Genomic DNA, 20,786 nt, shown 5'->3' with positions numbered 1-20,786 from the left:
CACAAAAGTGGTTCGCATGCTAAAAACATCGTACAACCTCGTATAGGATGGTGATTTTTTGCTAGGCCAAATTTATTGAATTAAAATTTAGTAAAGAAATTAAGCCCACAATAATCTACCTTGTTTTCCTAGTTTTCGCCCGTCTCATAACCATATTTCCATTAAAAATCGAAATTTGGTACAAATACCGTAAAACAGCCCCCCACTATCCACCACTTCACTTACCTGACATCCAATATCAGCTATTGTACCAATACCCACTCGACAATATCTTCCATGGCTTCCTCACTAAACGTCTCCTCGATGACTCCATATTCGGCCATTGCCCCAGTGCTGCTTTGTTGGAAAAGGTGGTTGAGGTCTGGGTACAATTTAATGGTAAAATCCTCTTTTCCATTTTCTTGTTTTATTCTTTCCAAAAACTCTGCATTGATACTGCCATTTACCTGAATGTCTTTATCGCCAAAAAGGGCTAAAACTGGGATTTCAGTTTTCTGGATGTATTCCTCAAGATTGATTTTAGCAAATGCAAAAAACCACGGGTTAAGAATATTCGCATATTTTGCCACAAAATCTTCAAGCTCTTCCTCGGTATAATTCTCCCCTGAATGCTTGAGGTATTCATCCAATCGACCAGGAAGTACTATCTCCAGACTATCATAGTCGTTGGTGTGAGACAATACGTCATAAATGATTCCCACGACTTCTTCTTCTCTTTTCTTCTGCTCCTCTGAACCTTCCACGGATGCTAAAAAGTCTTTGGCTTGCTGTCTCATCAACTGGGGCACTGGAACCGTAGGTCCAGCGATAGAAACCGCAAAGCGGAGCTCCTTGCACTTCGCTGCCATCATCCAAGCGATCATGCCTCCCTCGCTATGGCCTATTACCCCTACTTTTAGCTGATCGACAAATGGGAATTTTCTCAGATGGGCCATGGCCGCCGCGGCATCATCGGCAAAATCAAAGGTAGTAGCATCTTTAAATTCGCCACCGGAATCCCCGACTCCACGTTCATCGTACCTTAGTACTGCTATTCCATTTTGTGTAAAGTAATCGGCCAAAACCAAAAATGGCTTATGGCCAAACATTTCTTCATTTCGATTTTGGGGGCCAGAGCCACTGACCAGTACGACTGCCGGAAACGGCCCCGTGCCATTAGGCTTGGTGATGGTCCCCTTAAGGGTAATCCCTTCAGAAACATTATCGAAAGAAGTCTCGATCTGATCGTAGTCAAAAGGCCCTTTTGGCTCCTGGGGCCTTCTGCCCATCCCCGAATCACCCTTTGGTAACCGTGCCAATATGAGGGGAATTTCCATTCCTCCTTGGGAAAACGTACCTCGGATGGTATCATGCTCCATCTTACCATTATAGTGGATACCAAGTCCGTTAATAGCCAAGGACACATTCAAAGAGTCGATCAAAACCTCATCCAAAGAAATCCCTGTAGCCCCTTGTGCGGGACTGTCCATGGTTCCCTCCCACTTTTCGCCGGTATTATTCAAATGAAATACCAATGGCAACTTTTGCCCCATCACCTCCAAGACCCCTTTCCAATCTCCTTCCGCTCCACTTTGGGCACATAAAACTGATTTACCCATCATCCCAAATAGAAGAATTAAAAAAACAATTGTTTTAAATAATCGCATAAAACCAAAATTAGACTCCCTATATATTGCTGCTGGTAAAAATGAAGGGAGTATTTTCATTTCTTTTTAAAGTTAAAAGGAATTTAGAATATCTTCGCATATGCAAAAAGAAATACTGGTGGACCTAGTAACCAAAAAGATGCCTTTTGGGAAATACAAGGGCAAATTAATATGTGATATTCCGGAGCATTACCTAGTGTGGATGCATGGAAAGGGATTCCCCGAAGGCAAACTCGGCATGTGGCTTCACACCATGTACGAAATCAGGGTGAATGGACTGGAATATTTGCTGACCGAACTAAAAAAGCGTCTCCAAAATCACTAGCGGCACTTTCGCCCACTCATACATCACAAATCCTATGGGCATTTGACCACTGCTATGGGATCACAGATCCCATCAGGGTCGTTTTTTACCAAACCGTCCTTTGCAGGCCCGCCCATCAGAACCATCGCACTTACATGCGGCGCTGCATAGGAGGTACCGTCCCTGAAATTGTATTGATCATTGATCCAAGTGGAAAGAACACTGACACCAGGTGCACACCAGTCAATTGGAGGAGATCCATAGTTGGAAAATTCAGCAAAAACATCGTTTTCGTCCATCGCCGACACGGTATAGAGGTTTTCTCCATTTAACCTCCCCGGGCTGTAATTAGTGGCATCATCACTATTATTGCCTGCTGCAAAAACAAAACGAATGCCTTTTTTGGCTCCTTTCAAAATAGACGTTTCCAATGTTGTTGTTGGAGGCCCCGTCAGGCTTATGTTCACCACATCTCCTTCACACCCATCATTTATTATATGGTCTAATGCCGCCAACACTCCCGAATAGGTACCGTTACCGTTTTTGTCCAAAATTTTAATGGGTACCACCTTTGCACCTGCCGCCACACCTGCTATCCCCACCCCGTCCATTTTTGCGGCTATGATGCCTGCCACATGTGTGCCGTGCCCATTTAAATCCTGCAAACTTTTACTATCTTCACCTGAATAAACTCCATTAAATCCCCTGGAGACCTCCACATTCAGTTCCTTATTTTTCAAGTCAATCCCACTATCAAAAATATAGACCACGTTCTTCCCTTTGTAGTTCACTGGGCCTCCTACTCTCTTCACTCCATCAGGCACCAAATCTCCACGGCCTTTCTTCAAAGTAGAAGGCGATACGTACGCTGCTTTGGCCCCGCTTTTTTCATTGAGTGCTGGATAATTGAGCGCAACGTCTTTCTCTACTCGAAGCACGAAAGGAGATTGATCCAGCTTTTCTACTTCTTCTTTGGTCAAATAAGCCGAAAATCCTAAAAAGCCGTTGCTGTAGATATGTGCGATCCGCTCTTCCGCCACGTCAAATTGCCCGATGATTTCCCAAGGAATTTTTTCGTCAGGAAAATTGGTAGTTGATTGTACAGCTACCAATTTGTCCTTGCATTCTTTTTCTGAAAGTACGGCAATGTACCTGTTGTCCATCTCTTGAGGCACATAGGTTACCGATATGTCTTTTTGAAGACCTTCTGGATCGGGCAGTTCATTTTGACATGACCACCCCACTAGTAGTAGAAACAGGCCTAAAAAACACCTGCGAATCAAGCAAATCATTATAATTCCAATCTAATCGTTTCACAAAAAATCAATATTCAATTACGCAAGGTAATCCCAAAAACCAACAATTTAAAATTGTTCAAACTATATTTTTTGTATTTTAAACAAACATAATAGAAGACACTGTACACTTGAATGGCTTTTCATCAAATGGTCAGAAAAAGACAATGATCAAATCCCCCCCAAAAAAATTAACGTCCCCAATGAGCCACAACATTTATCATGAAAATTGATTTTGGACTTGATTACAGTTACTGTTTCATTTAGCAAAATGGAATTTGACATACGACGTTCTATTTCCACCATAAAATTACCCCACTCACCTTAGCTACCTTCCATTCATACAATAAACTGGTCATAAGGTAAACCTTTACGTAATTTAGTAGTGTAATAAGTAAGAACTCACCAATACAAAACAATCACAACCAACTCAAAAGCAACACTATGCGTAAAATTTACCTTCTTTTTTTTTCCTTTCTATTATTCCATGGGAACCTATTGGGGCAAGAAATGCTCAATGGAAAGGTAGTGGATAATGAAACCGGCGAAACCTTACCTGGTGCCTACATTTTTTTGAAGGACAATGATGACAATACCCTAGGAAACACCTACACTGATGAAAATGGAGAATTTAAGATCTCCAACCCTGCTCTATCCAGCTTTATTTTGGAAGTGAGCTTTATTGGCTACAAGACCCTTCGGAAACCTCTCTCCGGGGTCACCTCAAAAAATCTCGGGACAATATCACTCCAAGAAGATGCGGCACAACTTCAAGAAGTGGAAATCCAAGGTAAAGTCATGACTGGAGAAGTAAAAGGTGATACAGTGGCCTTTAATGCCAATGCCTATAAAACTCGGTCCCAAGCAAGTGCTGGCGAATTGGTCAGGAAAATGCCCGGGGTAAGAATGAACGGTGGTACCATCGAAGTACAAGGAGAAACCGTGGGCAGGGTCTTGGTAGATGGCGAACCGTTCTTTGGAGATGATCCCGCCATGGCCATGCAAAACCTCCCAGTGGCTGTCATTGACAAGATTGAATTCCTGGATCAAAAAAGCGACCAAGCAAGGCTTACCGGGTTTGATGACGGCGAAACGATAAAAACCATCAACATCGTCACCAAAAAGGAAACCCGTGGGGGAAAATTCGGCCAGCTCTTTGCCGGATATGGTACTGATGACAACTACCTGGTAGGCGGTGCAGTCCATTTTTTTGAAGGAGCCCAGCGCCTCTCCCTACTGGGCCTGAGCAATAACATCAACCAACAGAATTTCTCTGCCGATGATCTCACAGGTGCCTTTGGATCTGGCGACAGTCGCGGATGGAGAAGAAGGGACAGTGATGATATTACCGTTCGCGAAAGACCAGGCATAACGACAACAAATTCATTGGGTACCAATTTTACCGATAAGTTTGACGATGGTAAAGCCAGGTTTTCCGGCAACTATTTTTTCAATGACAGTGAAAATACCCTGAGACGCAGATCTACTCGCGAATACATCCTTCCCAGCGATAGTTTACAGTTTTACGAGGAAGAAAGACAGGAAGAAAACAACAGCCAATTGCACCGGCTAAACATGAAGCTGGAATATGATATTTCAGAAAAGCATGCCATCATATGGAGACCACGTTTTTCATATGAAAAAGCCAACTCAACAAGCAAACTGGCCGCCGTCAACCTATTTGACCAATCTACCCCAATAAGTGAAACGGTCAATGCGACAGAAAGCACCGAAGAAGCACTCCGCTTTGATAATGACTTCACCTACCGCTATAAATTCAACAAACCTGGAAGGACGATCTCAACCAGTATTGAAACCGGATACAGGGACAATAAAAGTGACTCTCGCCTGGTCTCTGTCAACCAAAACTACCAAAGCGGCAACCTGGACAGCCTCATACAAAAAACCAATAATAAAAATGGCTCTTTTGACTATGAAGTAGAAATCGAATACACCGAACCTATCGGTGAAAACTCGCAGGTAAGAGTGGAATATGAAATAGGGAATGACAAAAGTGACAATATACAGGATGTCTCCCAACGGGAAATGGAATCCACGGTTTTCGAAAGGGACAGCACACTGAGCAACGAATTTGAAAACAGCTACCAAAGAAACGAAATCAGCTTGGGCTATCGCTATGCAGGAGAAATTTGGAGGGTGTATTCTTCGCTAAATTATGAAGTAGCAAAGCTCAACAGTGATCGTCTCTTCCCTGGATATGAAAATACTAAACGAACGTTTAAGAACTTTGTCCCTCGCTTATATGTAGACTATGAACCCAGTAAGTCACTGAGCGTACGTGTGGGGTACAGAACAGATACCGATGCCCCGTCAGTGAGGCAATTGCAAGACGTAATCGATAATAGCAACCCGCTACAGATAAGCATGGGGAATCCGGAATTGGAGCAGGAATATGAGCACCGTCTCTTTACCCGAATCAGAAAAATCAACCTTGAAAATTCGAAGTCATTTTTCATGTGGTTCTCCGCTGGTCTCCGAAACAACTACATGGGAACAAGCACGTATATCGCTACACAGGACACCTTGATCCAAAATGATGTACTGCTGAGACAAGGAGGCCAACTCAGCATGCCCGTCAATCTTAGCAGGGCCTGGAATGCCAATACCAGCATCTCGTTTGGCTTCCCACTGAGCTTTATGAAAAGCAATCTTAACCTGGACACAAGAATCAGCTATTCGAATACCCCTGGCCTTATCAATGACCAGCTCAACAACAACCATAACCTTGGACTTGGCCAAGGTATTGGGATCAGCAGTAATGTAGGCGAGAACCTGGACTTTAACCTGAGTACCTCTGGCAACTATAACCTTGTAAAAAGCTCCATACAAGAAAACAGAAATACCGAATACTACTCCCATGAAACAAGGCTAGACCTGTACTGGAATTTCTGGAAGGGATTTTTTGTGAGTACCAATGTCAATAACCAGTTTTATGTTGGCTTAGGAGAGGAATATGACCAGTCTGTCTGGCTAATGAACGCTGACTTTGGATACCGCTTCCCTCCTACACAAAATCTGGAACTAAAAATGACCGTCTTTGACCTTCTCAACCAAAACACCAGTATCAATAGAAGTGTCACCGATGTATATATCGAAACAGAAAGAACCGATGTATTAAGACAGTTTTTCATGTTAACCCTGACCTATAACCTCAGGGCTTTTGGAGGCAATCAACCACAATACGAAAACTGATATAAAAGTCTATAAAATGATAGCAAGGCTGTATGATTCGTTGATCCCAACATATCATATAGCCTTTTGCGTTTTGCAGGAATACTTAAGCTGATAAACCCGGAATTAATGCCGTTTAGTTAAGGCTATTTCCCAGTTTTCACATGCCGGATGAAAAACAGGCATACCAAGGGCCGTCATATGGAAACAACACCTTTTTGGGACTTATTAACCCGGAATATGCATTAGCCTATCTGTTGCGACCTTAAACTGCTTCAAAATCAGCCGTTTCACTTTAGTTTTCGGCATAACCGTAGCGGTGCTACGCTAATGCCTCCAAACTAACTGAATTTCTTGCAATTTCAGCTCTCACTACGATTCCTAACGCATAATCCGGGATTAACTGAATCCGCCTTGCAGGTATTGGGCGTTAAGAAATTAAAAAGCGGGCGGGCAAAAAGGCAGGCTTGTTTGACGAAATGCTGGCCAAAAAGAATGTTGGCTGCTAAAAAGGAGGAGTTTGCCTGCATGAGGGAAGGTTTTAATTTTAGGCCAATAGATGCACAGCGGCGGGGTTTTTTGGTTACTTTTTTGACCTGAAGCAAAAAAGTGACAAAGGTAAAGAGATGAAAACCATCTTGGAATTTAGCAAGAAAAATAACTGCCCAAGGAAAAAATATAGATAACCGTGAATTTTAATGAAACCATATTGCATTAAGCAACGTTATTGCACTATATTTGCGACCAATGATCAAAAAGCTAAAGCTGCACGTCTTCACTTTCTTCTCTCTGTTAGTTTGTTTTCAAGCTATATCACAAGAAAAGTGCGACTTCGAAGTGAAAGGAAAAGTAGTGGACCAAGAAAGCCAAGAACCCATCGAAGGTGCATACATTTGGATATCAGATTTGGAAAAAGGAACCGTCACCAATCAAAACGGCAACTTTCATCTTAAAGGCATCTGTGAAGGGCACTATCAGCTCAGTGTAGAATTTTTGGGCTATACCAGCCAACAACTTCAGCTCAACGTCCACGAGCAAGTAAACATGACCGTGCGACTTGTACCAAAAGAATACCTCATAGACGGAGTCGAAATCATAGGACATAAAGACGCTGTCAATACCCTGAACAATATCAGCCACCTCGGGAAGGACATCATGGAGGAAAACCGTGGTGTGAACTTGGGAGAGACACTTAAAGCACTGCCGGGCGTCACCACTTTCTCGACAGGGGCCAACATCACCAAACCGGTGATCCATGGCATGCACAGTAACCGCATCATGATCCTCAATAACGAAGTCCGCCAGGAAGGCCAGCAATGGGGTGGTGAGCACGCTCCGGAAGTGGACCCGTTTATGGCCGAGGATATCTCTGTCGTCAAAGGTGCTGAGACGGTACGTTTTGGTCCGGAAGCAATGGGCGGTGTCATCCTGGTCACCCCACCAAAACTGCCTGTTTCGGGAGGCATCAATGGATCAGCCACTGTCGTAGGCGCCACTAATGGATGGAACGGCGCAGCAGCTTTTAGCCTGGAAGGCGGAGCAAAAAAGCTACAAGGTTTTGGGTACCGCATTCAAGCCTCCTCCAGAATAGGTGGCAATATCAAAACTCCAGAGTACTACCAAGACAATACGGGAATGCGTGAGCTGAACTTTTCTGGCGCTGTCGGCTACAATACAAAAAAGCTGGGAATGGAATTGTTTTACAGTCGATTTGCTTCCACTATAGGTATCTTGAGTGATTCCCATACCGGTAATTCGAGCGACCTGGAAGAGCTGATCGCCAATGGAAGGCCTTTTTCTGATCCTGACTTTAGCTACACAGTCGAAAACCCCAGACAGGAAGTCGTCCATCAGCTATTCAAGGCCAAAGGCCACTACCATCTTAACAATGACGGTGTCGTCAATCTCAAGTATGCATTCCAGCAAAACAACAGGCAAGAATACGACGTCAGAAGGGGAAGTCTAAATGACCGTGCCGCGCTAGACCTCGAACTCTTCACCAACACCCTTGATCTCTCTTACGAACACCCGTCAAACAACAACTGGAACGGATCCTTTGGGATCAATGCCATTCAACAAGCCAACAACAATATTCCTGGAACCGGAGTAACCCCGCTCATTCCCAATTATGATATGATCAACTTGGGGGCTTTTGTTATCGAAAAGTACACCAAAGGGCCATTAGAACTTGAAGGAGGTGCCCGGTATGATTACCGCTATGTAGATGCAGCCCGTTACAATCAGGGCGAATTGGATGAACAGGATTTTACTTTCCAAAACTTCAGTGCTTTTCTTGGAGCCGGTTACAGCCTCAGTGACCAATGGCTGATCACCACGAACCTGGGTTCAGCTTGGAGACCCCCAAATATCAATGAGCAGTTTAGTCAGGGACTTCACCATGGAGCGGCCGCTGTGGAGATAGGTGACCCTAACTTGGTCAGCGAACAAGCGATCAAATGGGTAAACACCATAAATTTCGACAATGAAAAACTCACTGCCGAATTGACGGGATATTACCACAAAATCAACAACTATATTTACCTCAATCCCACTGGGGAGGAATATGTGTCCCTTAGGGGGACTTTCAATGTTTTTGAATATTTGCAGACAGACGCATCTTTCTGGGGAATAGACCTGAGCACAGATTACGTACTGCTACCACCACTTTCTTGGTTTGTGAAAGGCAGTATGATACGGGCAAAAAACCTATCTGAACAAAACTACCTGCCATTCATACCAGCAGACAGGGTTGAGACGGGGCTCGTCTATGAAACCAATGCCATCGGTAAGCTCACCTTCAGCAACTTAACCGCCTTCAAACAGCGCAGAGAACCGGATTTTGACCTTGCACCAGCGCCCCCAGGATACAACCTTTGGAATATCAGCATAAGTAAATCCTTCATAGAAAATGAAAAGTCAAGACTCAATGGCAGTCTTACTGTAAACAATCTGTTAAATACAGAATACAAAGATTACATGAATCGATTCAGGTACTTCACCCATGAAATGGGCAGGAACATTACCTTGAGAATCAATTATGAATTTTAACCAAAACAATATAATACTCATGAAGAAGCTATCCATTATCACATTAATCACGCTTTTTTCCGTGACCTTGTTGTCCTGTGGCAAAGATGACCCTGTACCGGAGCTGGACCAGGAAGTAATCACCGAAGTAACGCTTACGTTTACTGAAATAGACGAAGCCGGCAACTTAGGCACCTCCATGGAATACGTTGCGTCTTCCAGCGAAGGCATCGAACTTGGAGGTGACGTCCAGATAGACGAAATCAACGGTTTGGAAGCAGGGAAAAAGTACTTATTAGAAATTTCTGCTTATAATGGTATTGCTAATGAAGACATCACCGAGGAAATCGAAGAAGAAGGCGACCACCATCAGTTCTATTTTGTAGGCAGTGCCTTTGTCGGAGACAATGCCACGCTAATGTATGAATATGATGACCAAGATGAAGATGGTAATCCTGTCGGCCTAGAGGGATATGTCACGGTAAACGAAACCATCAACAGTAATACTGGCACGTTTAACCTCGTGCTCCGTCACGATTTGAACAAGGACTATGAAGGTGCCGACAATCCAAGCTGGTCGGATTTCGTACAAGCTGGGGGAGAAAGTGACTTGGACATCGATTTTCCGGTAACTTTTTAGGATTCACTCCAAAAGGAACGATATCTCAGCAAGTAAACTACGGATAACCGGATACTTAAAACAGGTTAAAAATACAGAAAGCGCGATGATGTAATGATCATCGCGCTTTTTGCATTGTATTCAAACTATCAGTTACAATACTTATCAACCTCAGTTCGATTATAAAATCGTCACTGCGAGGCTTAGAGGGAGATTTGGGGGGTGGAAGCCGTGGCAGTCTCAGTATTTCGGGATTGCCACACCCTTTTCCAACCCACATCCTCCTAAAAAGGGTTCGCAATGACGGTTTTAATACTAAAATTAAGTCGAGCTCAGGTTATCACTTCCTTTTCCGACTCTTTTACTCTGTCGTCTTACCGACATTGCCGGCCACAAGGATCACGTCATATTCTGGCCCATCTGCTGCCAGATGGACTTTGATGTGGTATTCATTTTCTTTCAGGTCAGCTAATGTATACCCTTCCAGCACGGTTACACTCTTCAGTGGCCTTATATCGACACTGCTGAGCATTTCGGCCATACCGGCATGGGTTTCTTCTTCATAAGGTCCAAAATGCAAATGCGCCGGAAAATAATACTCATCCTCTGACGCCTCCCCAAAAAGCTGGATAGTGATCTCTAGCCCCGAACCATTCGAAAACTGCCTAAAAGTTGCTTCTCCACTATAACCGTACTCGGCACTCACCGTTTGGAGATCATAGGCCAGCGCCTCTTTTTCATAAAGTGAATCCTCTAATTCGCTACAAGACGAAAAAAAGATGGATACCAAAATCAATAAACCGATTAACTTCTTCATATTCCCTCTAGGTAGTAGTAAAACGAATAATACGGGTTAAACCCGGAATATGCATTAGCCTATCTACGCCACGGCGCACAGGTGTTGCGACCTGAAACTGCTTCAAAATCAGCCGTTTCACTTTAGTTTTCGGCATAACCGTAGCGGTGCTACGCTAATGCCTCCAAACTAACTGATTTTCTTGCAATTTCAGCTCTCACTACGATTCCTAACGCATAATCCGGGTTAAATATACGATCTATGCTTCGCTGGACTATCAAAATCCACTAAATTTTCTTACCCAAGAGCCTAAGTCTACTTCCCTTTGATCCTTGCTATGTACCCATTTTACTGGACCACCTTAGTGATGAACAAATTTTTGGACGCTTAACCCGAATTCTAATCCATTGAGGGAATTATGGTTTTAATCCATGGCCTTTCTAAACATGTATAAAATGAATCCGCCTTGCAGGTATTGGACGTTAAGAGATTAAAAAGCGGGTGGGCAAGAAGGTAGGCTTGTCTATCTCGCTGCTAGGCAGTCCTGCCTGACGGCCTAAACCATAGCCGTCAGGCTAACGCATGTAAATTGCTGAAAATCTATAATGTATGTACTCTTCACAAAAGGCCTAGGGGGATTTCAAATCCCCCTGATTCCGGTTCGGGATTACAAATCCCGAACAGCTAAGCTTGGGAATGTGTCCAAAATCATTCCCTCACACAGACTTAAAGCCTAGTTCAACACCTCCTACACACTAACTAAACGGCATTGAACCAAAGATATACACTAGCCTATCTACGCCACTGTGCACAGGTATGGCTACCTGATCCGCTGCAGCTGACGCTCACACCTCCAAACTAAACTTTTTTTATTGCACCTTCAGCTCTTACCGTATATCAGGACAGGCTACTGCGGTTTCCAATGCATAAATCGGGTTAAATTGATTATATTTATACTATTATAAACCTATAATCAAACCTATTGAAATGAAAAACCCCATAACTGCATTCTCCATCACCCTAAGAATCACCCTATTTACCTTTGTCTTTAATATTGGCTCTTCATGTGCACAAGATAATCGACCTGGAGTATTGGAAGACACTCCGCCTATCGAAGATGATCCCAAAAGCTATACGGTAGAAACGATAGTAGAAGACATCAATAATCCCTGGGGGATGGCATTATTGCCCGATGGTGGACTGCTGATCACTGAAAAGGATGGTGAACTCATCTATGCCAAAGATGGTGAAAAAAAGGTCATCTCCGGAACTCCCGAGGTGGTTTCAAGAGGCCAGGGAGGATTATTGGACATTATTCTCCACCCTGACTACGCCACAAATGGCTGGATTTACCTTACTTTTTCTTCTGGAGAAGGTGGTGATGGAGCCCATACCGCAGTCATGCGTGCAAAATTTAACGGAAACAGCCTTACCGATCAAGAAGTCTTGTACAAGGCCAGTCCAAACACCCGAAAAGGCCAGCATTTTGGATCCAGGATGGCATTTGACGATGAAGGGTACCTGTTCTTTTCTGTCGGTGAACGGGGGCAAAGAGACGTAAACCCGCAAGATATTACCAGAGATGGTGGAAAAATCTATCGAATAAATGAAGATGGTTCCATTCCCGAAGATAACCCTTTCTATGATGAAGCGGATGCCAAAAAGGCCATTTATTCCTACGGTCACAGAAACCCACAGGGAATGCTCTTCCACCCTCTTTACCATGAGATTTGGGTCAATGAACATGGACCACAAGGCGGTGATGAGATCAATGTAGTAAAAAAAGGAGGCAATTTTGGTTGGCCAGAAGTATCCTACGGGATCGATTATGATGATTCTATATTAACGGAGGATACCAACCGGGAAGGCATGAAACAGCCACTTTATTATTGGGTACCCTCTATTGCTCCATGTGGTTTTGCATTGGTACCAGAGGATACTTACCCCGATTGGGCAGGAAACTTACTCGTAGGCTCCTTGAAATTCCAATACTTAGAGATGCTTACCCTTGATGGAAAGCAGGTAACCAAAAGGACAAAACTACTGGACGGTATGGGTAGACTTCGGAATGTTAAAATAGGCCCGGACAATCATATTTATGTAGGCATCCAAGGAAAAGGAATTGTAAAAATCATACCGAACCCCTAAGTTTATGATCAAAGCAGCTCTCACCACTGTCCTCGTCTTCACTTATCTAGGCTGGGGAGCCATCAGTCTCCCTCCACAAGACGACCTAAAAGCCAGTATCAAACGTGGCGAAGAAGTTTACAAGGATTTTTGCATCACTTGCCATATGCCCGACGGTAAAGGGGTCGAAGGTACATTTCCTCCTTTGGCTGGAGCGGATTTCTTATTGGAAAAACGTAAGGAAAGTATCCATGCGATAAAATACGGTCTCAGTGGAAAAATCTCGGTCAATGGTCAAACCTACAATAACACGATGACCAACCTCAGACTCTACGATGACGAAGTAGCGGATGTCATGAATTATATCCTCAATACTTGGGGGAATAAATCGACCAAAAAGGTTACCGAAAAAGAAGTCAAAAACATCGAAGAAGGAAAACCCACAGCTAAATAATACCAAAAGGCGATTGCCGTTTTGGACATTCCAAAACGGCAATCGCCTTAAATGCTGACTTTACCACCTATTAGAAACCATTCTTCATCAAATAAGAAAACACCTCTTACAAGGATAACTTACCAGACTCTTCCATCAAGAATGCACCCGTAAGTACCACCAATCCATCTTCCTCCAACGCACAAGCAAATGCTCCTCCCCTCTCACTAAACTGTAAGGATAGCATATGTTTTTTACCAAGTCGCTCAGCCCAAAAAGGCACAAGCATGGCATGGGATGAACCCGTGGCATGATCTTCTTTTTGGACGGTATGCGGTACTAGCGTCCTGCTCACAAAGTCCACTTCCTCACCTTGGGCAGTAATGGCATAACCAAAAACAGCACAATCTTTCAATCGCTCAAAATCAGGAACCATTCGACGGAGATCAGTCTCACTCTTCACCAAAATGATATATTTATTGGCCGTTCTGTACATGGACAAAAGTGGGATACCAAGCCCTTCCACTATAGCTTCCGGAATTTCAGGAAGTTCTTCCACCACCTTAATGGAGGCGGTACTGATGGACACGGTCTGGTCTGCATTTAATTTTCCGTGGATCAAACCATCAGCATACACAAAAGTAAACGCACTGTCTTGACGCTTCTTCGTGCCCAAATATGCTGTAGCCGCTGCTGTACCATGACCACAAAGCCCTATGGCTGCATCGGGAGCAAACCACCTTATGGCATAACGTCCTTCATCGGCCATCTTGGCCAAAAATGTCGTCGCAGGTTGATGGAGCCTTTTGGCTATTTCTTGCATTTCTCCTTCGGACAGCAACTTTTCCGTTACTACTACTGCGGAAGGGTTTCCCTTAAACGCTCGGTTTTGGTCCGTAAAAACTGAAATAACCTGATAATCTATTTCCATAACTTGAAAAATGGGTTTGGTGAATAATACTATAATTATGTAACCTCCTTACAAAGTAAACAAGTTCACCAGACCTATAAAAATCTCTCTACCGCCCTTTTTTTATGATCAATTGGCTCTCCAAAAATACGGGCTGAAAAGCACTAAAACTGTAAACAGTTCAAGGCGGCCCAATAACATAATTGCAGACAGGAAGATTTTGGTAAAGGGATCGAAAAAGGAAAAATTATCCAACGGGCCTACACGTCCTATTGCAGGCCCTACATTTCCCAAGCAAGTGGCCACCGCCCCAAAACTGGTCAACATATCATATCCCACAACGGACATCACCACACTCCCTACCACAAAAACCATTAAATAAATCAAAAGGAAAATCATGATATGGGTAATGATTTTCCCAGACACCCTTTCGTTATTGATCTTTAGCGGCACCACGGCACGAGGGTGTACAATTCGCTTAAACTCCAATATGGTATTTTTAAAAAAAGTAAGGTGACGGATAAACTTGATACCGCCAGCAGTCGAACCGGCACAACCTCCGACAAAGAGCAGTAAAAAAAACAGGATGGTAAGCCCGTGCCCATAGCTGGTATAATCTGCCGTCACATAGCCTGTTGTGGTCAATAAAGAAACCACTTGAAAGGCCGTATCCCTAAATGCCTTCTCGACTCCCAACCCGCTGGTCAAAAAAACTGGCACGGACAATCCAACAATGATAAGTCCCACGACCAAAACATAGGCCTTAAACTCATCACTCTTCCAGACTTTATCAAACTTTCCCAATAACCCAAAATAAATCACCGTGAAATTGGTGCCGGCCAAAAACATAAAAATAATGGCCACATATTGAATAAACGGCACATCAAAAAAAGCCATGCTGGCATTTTTTGTCGAAAACCCACCTGTGGCCAAAGTCGTCAAAGCATGGTTAATAGCATCAAAAAAGTCCATTCCGCCTACATAAAAAAGCCCTGCACAAAGCAGTGTAAGGCCTACATAGACATACCAAAGCCGTTTAGCTGTTTCACGGATGCGGGGATGGAGCTTATCGGAGGTCGGGCCAGGAGACTCGGCCACAAACAACTCAATACCTCCAATTCCAAGCAGTGGAAATATGGCCACAGTAAGAACAATAATCCCTAGACCGCCAATCCATTGTGTCATGCTCCTCCAAAACAAGATCCCTTTTGGGAGGGCTTCGATATCGTTCAGTACAGAAGCTCCGGTGGTAGTCAATCCAGAAACTGTCTCAAAAATCGCATCCGATAGACTGGTCAACGTACCACTTACCAAATACGGCAGCATCCCAAAGAGCGACATAAATATCCAACTTAAGGCCACGATCAGGTAGCCCTCACGTTTTCGGATATTCTGGTCTTGCTTGGAAAACGAAAAGAACAAAAGACCTCCCATAGCAATGGAGACAAAAGCCGAATAAATTAAGGGCATTTGATCGCCGCTTTTGTAATAAAAGCTAAAACCTATGCCTGGAAGCATCAATAGGCCCAACAGCATCAACAAGCCTCCCATTACTTTTGCAATGGCTTTAAAATGGATCATACGCTAATTGAATAATTTTTCCAAACTGGATTTGGCCGATGGAAGTGCCAGTACGATAGCCTTGTCATTGAGCTGTAGATTAAAATCTCCATCAGGGATAAAAACCTCCTCTCCCCGAATCACACCTGCTACGATTGCGGTTTCGGGAAAGTGGAGCTCGCGCAGTTTCTTTTTGGTAAGCCGATTATTTTTTGAAATCACATATTGGATAAATTCAGCGTCCACACCATAAATTCCAGAGATTGCTTCCACCTTTCCTTTCCTGAGGTGTCTGGCAATTTGGTTAGCGGCGACCAGTTTTTTATTGATCAAGGAATCCACTCCGATACTATGCGAAATATGGATGTACTCTCTAGTATCCACATGGGCAATGGTTTTGTAAACACCATGGTTTTTTGAGCTAAGGCTGGTAATGATATTGGTCTCGGAGCTCTCCGTCAAAGCCAAAAATGCCTGCATCTCTTCCAGTCCTTCCTCGATCAGCAATTCTATGTTCTTATAGTCGCCATTGATCACCAAGGTAGAACCCAATCGCTCTGACAGCCATTTGCACCGCTCCTTATTGTTATGGATCAGTGTCACCTTATATTCTGGTTCTAGCTTCAGTGCTGAAGTAAAAGCCAAGTCATCTCCCCCGATAATCATCACATTTTTGATATCAATTTCTCGCTGTGCGGTCAATTGCGCAATGGATTCACTGGCTTTTTTATTGGACACAAAATAAACATGATCATTATTACGAAGCAGGGTATTACCTCCCGGAATGATGGTCATTTGGTCTCTGACGATGGCTATGATCCTTACATCTTCAAAAATCGACATGGCTCGTGTATCTGCCAATCGTTTGTTGACCAAAGAAGAATACTGATCCAGGATGACACCCATCACATTCAGTTTTCCCTCTTCAAATTCAAAAATATCCGAAAAGGTGGAGTTCTTGACCATTCGGTAGATCTCCCCAGAACAAAGCATAGTCGGAGAAATGATATCATCGATCCCGAGGTTATGAAAGTAACCGACATTATCCTCAAGCAAATAATCGTGGTTCCTCACCCTGGCAATCACCCTCTTTGCACCCAATTGCTTCGCCAACATGGCCGTCACAATATTGGTTTTTTCGGAGGTGGTCACAGCCATTACCATATTGGCATCTTTCACATTGGCATTCTTGAGGACATCTATGGAAGCAGAATCCCCTATCACTGTCAAGACATCCAACCTTGAAGCCACATGCTCCAAAATATCCTTGTCTGTATCAATTAAGGTGATATCCTTGTTTTCATAGCTTAATGACTCTGCGAGATGAAATCCCATATCACCAGCTCCTGCAATTACGATATTCATAGCCATGGGCGTAAAGATAAGTGGTTTTGAACCTCAATGACAAAATTGTAATTCAATTTTTATTGCACTTTCAGTACAACCTAGCGCTTAAAATACCGCTATTTTTAATACAACGTGGTGTTTGGCACAATAACCTTTTTTGAGCTAGGCATTTCCACCTAAACTTCTTCAACAATTGATTCTCCTTGGGACAAATCACCAGATGTCCATTGCCACCGTTCATATAACCTTATTTTCCCAATTGGGGTCAACTCTGGCTTAGAAAAACATCTTCCGGTCATTATTTCCCCCTGGGAATTTATATGGCAGTATCGCATGTCTATTTTTCCATCTCCATCCACAATACCTATAAGGTTTCCTTTTTTGATCCCACCACCTGAATAATGGCCGGAAAGTATATTTCCTTCTTGCTGATAATTGAACACCGTTTCCGGGGATACTTGGCCATTTTCACTGTTGGAAATGGATTTAAAAGTTTTATTATGATAGTTCATGTAGCGTATGGTGATGTCGTGGTCTATTGTTTTATTTCAATATAAAAAAACTCTATAGCAATAAAAACAAGGTGCTAAATCATTTATGGTGAGTGCTGAATTGATTGGAGCAGGAATTTAATCAGCAATGTAGCCAACCAACACTTCACCGCCTGTATATCGCCAAAAAAAAGCCTTGCCATTTCCGTCACAAAAGGAAATGGCAAGGCACCGTAGTAACAACAATTTCGTGCTGGACCATCACGAAGGCATATTTCGGAAAAATTCATTGAGAATCTTACTTACTGAAGCATCTATGTTTTTGTATTTTTGCTTCACATTATTCACTTCTCCCACTGCACTGATCCGCAAGATCACCTCATCCGCCATAGGGTCTATAAAATCAATGACTACTTCACCCAAATTATATTTCTCGATTTCAGTACTACTTGGCCAATAAGGCATCCCGTAAGGGGATCGGTACATATAAGGATTGTACATCCCATAAGGAGACATTCCATAATAGTCCGTATCTCTCACTTCCTTTTCCCCTTCACTGAGCAAGGTGTTATAGCGCAAAATAAGATCAGGTTGATGGGCATCTTCTTTGTATCCTCTTTCCTCCATTCCTTTCGCTAGGCCTTCCCTGAGATTTTTGTCCAACATTGGGGAATTCCATGCTTCCTTACCCTGATATTGATTGATAATGACAAAGGTATCATACTTGCGATCTGCTTTGACCTCGTCTTTTTCCAAATAAACTTTTACCGGATTACAAGCCACTGCTGCGACTACCAAGAGCAGTAGGCCTAGCCATATTCTCCATTTCATAGTTTCTTCTTTTATAGAAAAAAACGATCATCCTTTCACAAAGTTGCATACGCCTGGATGATAATACCACAATTTGGTTAAACCCGGAATATGCATTAGCCTATCTGTTGCGACCTGAAACTGCTTCAAAATCAGTCGTTTCACTTTAGTTTTCGGCATAACCGTAGCGGTGCTACGCTAATGCCTCCAAACTAACTGATTTTCTTGCAATTTCAGCTCTCACTACGATTCCTAATGCATAATCCGGGTTAAACGCTTTCTTGCCAGTAGATTTTATTTCTCACGGTACGCGCAGAACACCCTGAATGAAACAAGGCTTTTCTGAGATTTCGGATCTTTCTGTGAGCACCCACTAACCTCAGTTCGATTATAAAATCGTCACTGCGAGGCTTAGGGGGAGATTTAAGGGATGGAAGCCGTGGCAGTCTTAGTATTTGGGGATTGCCACACCCTTTTCCAACCCACATCCTCCTAAAAAGGGTTCGCTATGACGCTTTTAATACTTAAAATAAGTCGAGCTCAGGTTATTAGTAAAGAGATGTCAGCCTGAGCGGAGTCGAAGGCTATATATATACCACAAAATCCGCGGTCAATTATCCAATAGCTTTCCTTTTTCATTTTCCGGAAGCTCTTCGATATCCCTCAGTTTCCTTTGGATCACACGGGTTCGGGTGCCGACTAGCGTATCCAGTTCACTATTGGCCTCATGAAGCTTCTTTTGGGCTTTTTCAATTAAATTACCGAATTTACCAAATTCTGTTTTCACTGCACCAAGTACTCTCCATACTTCACTGCTGCGTTTTTGGATGGCCAAGGTTTTGAAGCCCATCTGTAGGCTGTTAAGCATGGCTGCCAGGGTAGTAGGGCCTGTCACCACTACCTTATAATCCCTCTGTAGCTGCTGGGAAAGCCCGCCATCACGGATAACCTCAGCATACAAGCTCTCCATCGGCAAAAACATGACCGCAAAATCAGTGGTATAAGGCGGATTGATATATTTCTGGCTGATATCTTGTGCTGACTTTTTGATGGCCCTGTAAAGGCCAATCTTTGCTGTTTCTATCTGCTCCTTTTCTCCCGTCTCATAGGCTTCCAGTAACCGATGGTAGGCTTCTTGGGGAAACTTAGCGTCTATCGGTAAAAAAACAGGTTCCTCATTATTGCCAGGAAGATGTACTGCAAACTCCACCCTTTCTGCTGATCCCTTTTTCATCACGGCGTTGCTCACATATTGATCAGGTGCCAATATGTTTTCCAAAATACTCTGCAATTGGTATTCTCCCAAAATCCCACGGCTCTTGACATTGGTCAGCACCCGCTTGAGGTCCCCAACACCTGTAGCCAGGCTCTGCATCTCCCCTAGCCCCTTTTGGACAGCCTGTAGCTGCTTGCTGACTACTTCAAAGGACTGACCTAGCCGGGTCTCCAAGGTTTTTTGGAGTTTTTCGTCCACAGTTTCCCGCATCTTGTCCAGCCTCGCTTCAGTGGATAATAGCATCTTCTCCTGTCTCCGCTCCTGCTCGGAAAATTTTTCCCGTTGCAGTTCATTGAACTCACGGACATTTTCCCTGAATAGCTTCCCAAAATCACGCAGTGTATCATTCTGGTCTTTGCTTGATTCTCTCATCATATCCATGACCAACTGAAACTGTTGATGGATATGTTGTCCCATTTCCTTTCTGTTTTCTGCCATCTGGCTTCTAAAATCCTCTTTTAGGACATTGAAGCGGTCTTCGATTGCCTTTTGATCAGACCTTGACCTACTGTGCCTGATCAGCACCAAAATGGTCAACAATAAATTCACCCCAATCAGCGCTATTACCATCCATTCCATATCTCACTGTTTTATTTTATGCAAATTAAATCACGCAGCTGGTATTAACTATCCCCAATCGGCTAAAGTGGGACAGTTAATGTCACACATAATTTAACCCGGAATATGCATTAGCCTATCTGTTGCGACCTGAAACTGCTTCAAAATCAGCCGTTTCACTTTAGTTTTCGGCATAACCGTAGCGGTGCTACGCTAATACCTCCAAACTAACTGATTTTCTTGCAATTTCAGCTCTCACTACGATTCCTAATGCATAATCCGGGTTTAACTACCGTCTACCGATGATTTTTATCAGGAACGTCGGTTACTTTCAGCAAAATTCTCCTCACCACTCCCCAATTCAACAGAATCATGCATATATTAATGGTGAATAT

Annotated in this window: 15 protein-coding genes; 6 read left to right on the top strand and 9 right to left on the bottom strand. The window is 43.4% G+C overall.

What is annotated here, in order from left to right; translation table 11 throughout:
- Nucleotides 1–242: 242 nt before the first annotated feature.
- Nucleotides 243–1,601: an alpha/beta hydrolase family protein gene (locus DN752_RS21820; protein WP_162633307.1), complete on the bottom strand. Its 1,359-nt coding sequence runs from the start codon at nucleotides 1,599–1,601 to the stop codon at nucleotides 243–245.
- Between the two features lie 145 nt (nucleotides 1,602–1,746).
- Between DN752_RS21820 and DN752_RS21815 the strand changes: the two genes are divergently transcribed.
- The gene (locus DN752_RS21815) at nucleotides 1,747–1,971 is read left to right on the top strand and encodes a DUF3820 family protein (protein WP_112785944.1); all 225 of its coding nucleotides are present in this window, start codon (nucleotides 1,747–1,749) and stop codon (nucleotides 1,969–1,971) included.
- Between the two features lie 32 nt (nucleotides 1,972–2,003).
- Here DN752_RS21815 and DN752_RS21810 read toward each other — a convergent pair whose 3' ends face one another.
- Complete coding sequence (locus DN752_RS21810) at nucleotides 2,004–3,242, bottom strand: S8 family serine peptidase (RefSeq protein ID WP_112785943.1); 1,239 nt, start codon at nucleotides 3,240–3,242, stop codon at nucleotides 2,004–2,006.
- A 447-nt stretch (nucleotides 3,243–3,689) separates the two neighbouring features.
- On the opposite strand from DN752_RS21810, the gene DN752_RS21805 reads away from it, so the two are divergent.
- The 3 genes from DN752_RS21805 (at nucleotide 3,690) to DN752_RS21795 (ending at nucleotide 10,104) form a co-directional block, all read left to right on the top strand.
- Nucleotides 3,690–6,458 (top strand): TonB-dependent receptor, encoded by a 2,769-nt coding sequence (locus DN752_RS21805; RefSeq protein WP_112785942.1) that lies wholly within the window; start codon nucleotides 3,690–3,692, stop codon nucleotides 6,456–6,458.
- A gap of 726 nt (nucleotides 6,459–7,184) precedes the next feature.
- Nucleotides 7,185–9,485: a TonB-dependent receptor gene (locus tag DN752_RS21800; protein WP_112785941.1), complete on the top strand. Its 2,301-nt coding sequence runs from the start codon at nucleotides 7,185–7,187 to the stop codon at nucleotides 9,483–9,485.
- Between the two features lie 19 nt (nucleotides 9,486–9,504).
- Nucleotides 9,505–10,104: a hypothetical protein gene (locus tag DN752_RS21795; RefSeq protein WP_112786656.1), complete on the top strand. Its 600-nt coding sequence runs from the start codon at nucleotides 9,505–9,507 to the stop codon at nucleotides 10,102–10,104.
- A gap of 340 nt (nucleotides 10,105–10,444) precedes the next feature.
- Here the strand turns inward: DN752_RS21795 and DN752_RS21790 are convergent, their stop codons facing one another.
- Nucleotides 10,445–10,900, bottom strand: a complete 456-nt coding sequence (locus DN752_RS21790; protein WP_112785940.1) for a hypothetical protein — start codon at nucleotides 10,898–10,900, stop codon at nucleotides 10,445–10,447.
- Between the two features lie 966 nt (nucleotides 10,901–11,866).
- Between DN752_RS21790 and DN752_RS21785 the strand changes: the two genes are divergently transcribed.
- Complete coding sequence (locus DN752_RS21785) at nucleotides 11,867–13,027, top strand: PQQ-dependent sugar dehydrogenase (protein ID WP_112785939.1); 1,161 nt, start codon at nucleotides 11,867–11,869, stop codon at nucleotides 13,025–13,027.
- 4 nt (nucleotides 13,028–13,031) lie between these two features.
- Nucleotides 13,032–13,460 carry a c-type cytochrome gene (locus tag DN752_RS21780; protein ID WP_112785938.1) on the top strand — a complete coding sequence of 143 codons (429 nt, stop codon included), beginning with the start codon at nucleotides 13,032–13,034 and terminating at the stop codon, nucleotides 13,458–13,460.
- Nucleotides 13,461–13,566: 106 nt separating this feature from the next.
- Here DN752_RS21780 and DN752_RS21775 read toward each other — a convergent pair whose 3' ends face one another.
- From DN752_RS21775 to DN752_RS21750, 6 genes are all read right to left on the bottom strand, one after another.
- Nucleotides 13,567–14,370, bottom strand: a complete 804-nt coding sequence (locus DN752_RS21775; RefSeq protein ID WP_112785937.1) for a PhzF family phenazine biosynthesis protein — start codon at nucleotides 14,368–14,370, stop codon at nucleotides 13,567–13,569.
- Nucleotides 14,371–14,478: 108 nt separating this feature from the next.
- Nucleotides 14,479–15,930 (bottom strand): TrkH family potassium uptake protein, encoded by a 1,452-nt coding sequence (locus DN752_RS21770; protein WP_112785936.1) that lies wholly within the window; start codon nucleotides 15,928–15,930, stop codon nucleotides 14,479–14,481.
- Nucleotides 15,931–15,933: 3 nt separating this feature from the next.
- On the bottom strand, nucleotides 15,934–17,280 hold the full coding sequence (gene trkA / locus DN752_RS21765; protein WP_112785935.1) for a Trk system potassium transporter TrkA: 1,347 nt from the start codon (nucleotides 17,278–17,280) through the stop codon (nucleotides 15,934–15,936).
- Between the two features lie 152 nt (nucleotides 17,281–17,432).
- A complete protein-coding gene (locus DN752_RS21760) occupies nucleotides 17,433–17,768 on the bottom strand; it encodes a n-acetylglutamate synthase (protein WP_112785934.1) in 336 nt (111 codons plus the stop codon).
- Nucleotides 17,769–18,008: 240 nt separating this feature from the next.
- The gene (locus DN752_RS21755; RefSeq protein WP_112785933.1) at nucleotides 18,009–18,578 is read right to left on the bottom strand and encodes a DUF4136 domain-containing protein; all 570 of its coding nucleotides are present in this window, start codon (nucleotides 18,576–18,578) and stop codon (nucleotides 18,009–18,011) included.
- A gap of 589 nt (nucleotides 18,579–19,167) precedes the next feature.
- A complete protein-coding gene (locus DN752_RS21750) occupies nucleotides 19,168–20,412 on the bottom strand; it encodes a DNA recombination protein RmuC (RefSeq protein WP_112785932.1) in 1,245 nt (414 codons plus the stop codon).
- Between the last annotated feature and the right edge of the window lie 374 nt (nucleotides 20,413–20,786).

Source organism: Echinicola strongylocentroti, assembly GCF_003260975.1.
GTDB classification, from domain to species: Bacteria; Bacteroidota; Bacteroidia; order Cytophagales; family Cyclobacteriaceae; genus Echinicola; species Echinicola strongylocentroti.
This window is presented reverse-complemented; position numbering and strand designations above follow the sequence as displayed.

Bases quoted from the DNA above. Each gene is read 5' to 3' on its own strand.
- DN752_RS21820 (WP_162633307.1), bottom strand. From the start codon at position 1,601: ATGATGGGTAAATCAGTTTTATGTGCCCAAAGTGGAGCGGAAGGAGAT.
- DN752_RS21815 (WP_112785944.1), top strand. From the start codon at position 1,747: ATGCAAAAAGAAATACTGGTGGACCTAGTAACCAAAAAGATGCCTTTT.
- DN752_RS21810 (WP_112785943.1), bottom strand. From the start codon at position 3,242: ATGATTTGCTTGATTCGCAGGTGTTTTTTAGGCCTGTTTCTACTACTA.
- DN752_RS21805 (WP_112785942.1), top strand. From the start codon at position 3,690: ATGCGTAAAATTTACCTTCTTTTTTTTTCCTTTCTATTATTCCATGGG.
- DN752_RS21800 (WP_112785941.1), top strand. From the start codon at position 7,185: ATGATCAAAAAGCTAAAGCTGCACGTCTTCACTTTCTTCTCTCTGTTA.
- DN752_RS21795 (WP_112786656.1), top strand. From the start codon at position 9,505: ATGAAGAAGCTATCCATTATCACATTAATCACGCTTTTTTCCGTGACC.
- DN752_RS21790 (WP_112785940.1), bottom strand. From the start codon at position 10,900: ATGAAGAAGTTAATCGGTTTATTGATTTTGGTATCCATCTTTTTTTCG.
- DN752_RS21785 (WP_112785939.1), top strand. From the start codon at position 11,867: ATGAAAAACCCCATAACTGCATTCTCCATCACCCTAAGAATCACCCTA.
- DN752_RS21780 (WP_112785938.1), top strand. From the start codon at position 13,032: ATGATCAAAGCAGCTCTCACCACTGTCCTCGTCTTCACTTATCTAGGC.
- DN752_RS21775 (WP_112785937.1), bottom strand. From the start codon at position 14,370: ATGGAAATAGATTATCAGGTTATTTCAGTTTTTACGGACCAAAACCGA.
- DN752_RS21770 (WP_112785936.1), bottom strand. From the start codon at position 15,930: ATGATCCATTTTAAAGCCATTGCAAAAGTAATGGGAGGCTTGTTGATG.
- trkA (WP_112785935.1), bottom strand. From the start codon at position 17,280: ATGGCTATGAATATCGTAATTGCAGGAGCTGGTGATATGGGATTTCAT.
- DN752_RS21760 (WP_112785934.1), bottom strand. From the start codon at position 17,768: ATGAACTATCATAATAAAACTTTTAAATCCATTTCCAACAGTGAAAAT.
- DN752_RS21755 (WP_112785933.1), bottom strand. From the start codon at position 18,578: ATGAAATGGAGAATATGGCTAGGCCTACTGCTCTTGGTAGTCGCAGCA.
- DN752_RS21750 (WP_112785932.1), bottom strand. From the start codon at position 20,412: ATGGAATGGATGGTAATAGCGCTGATTGGGGTGAATTTATTGTTGACC.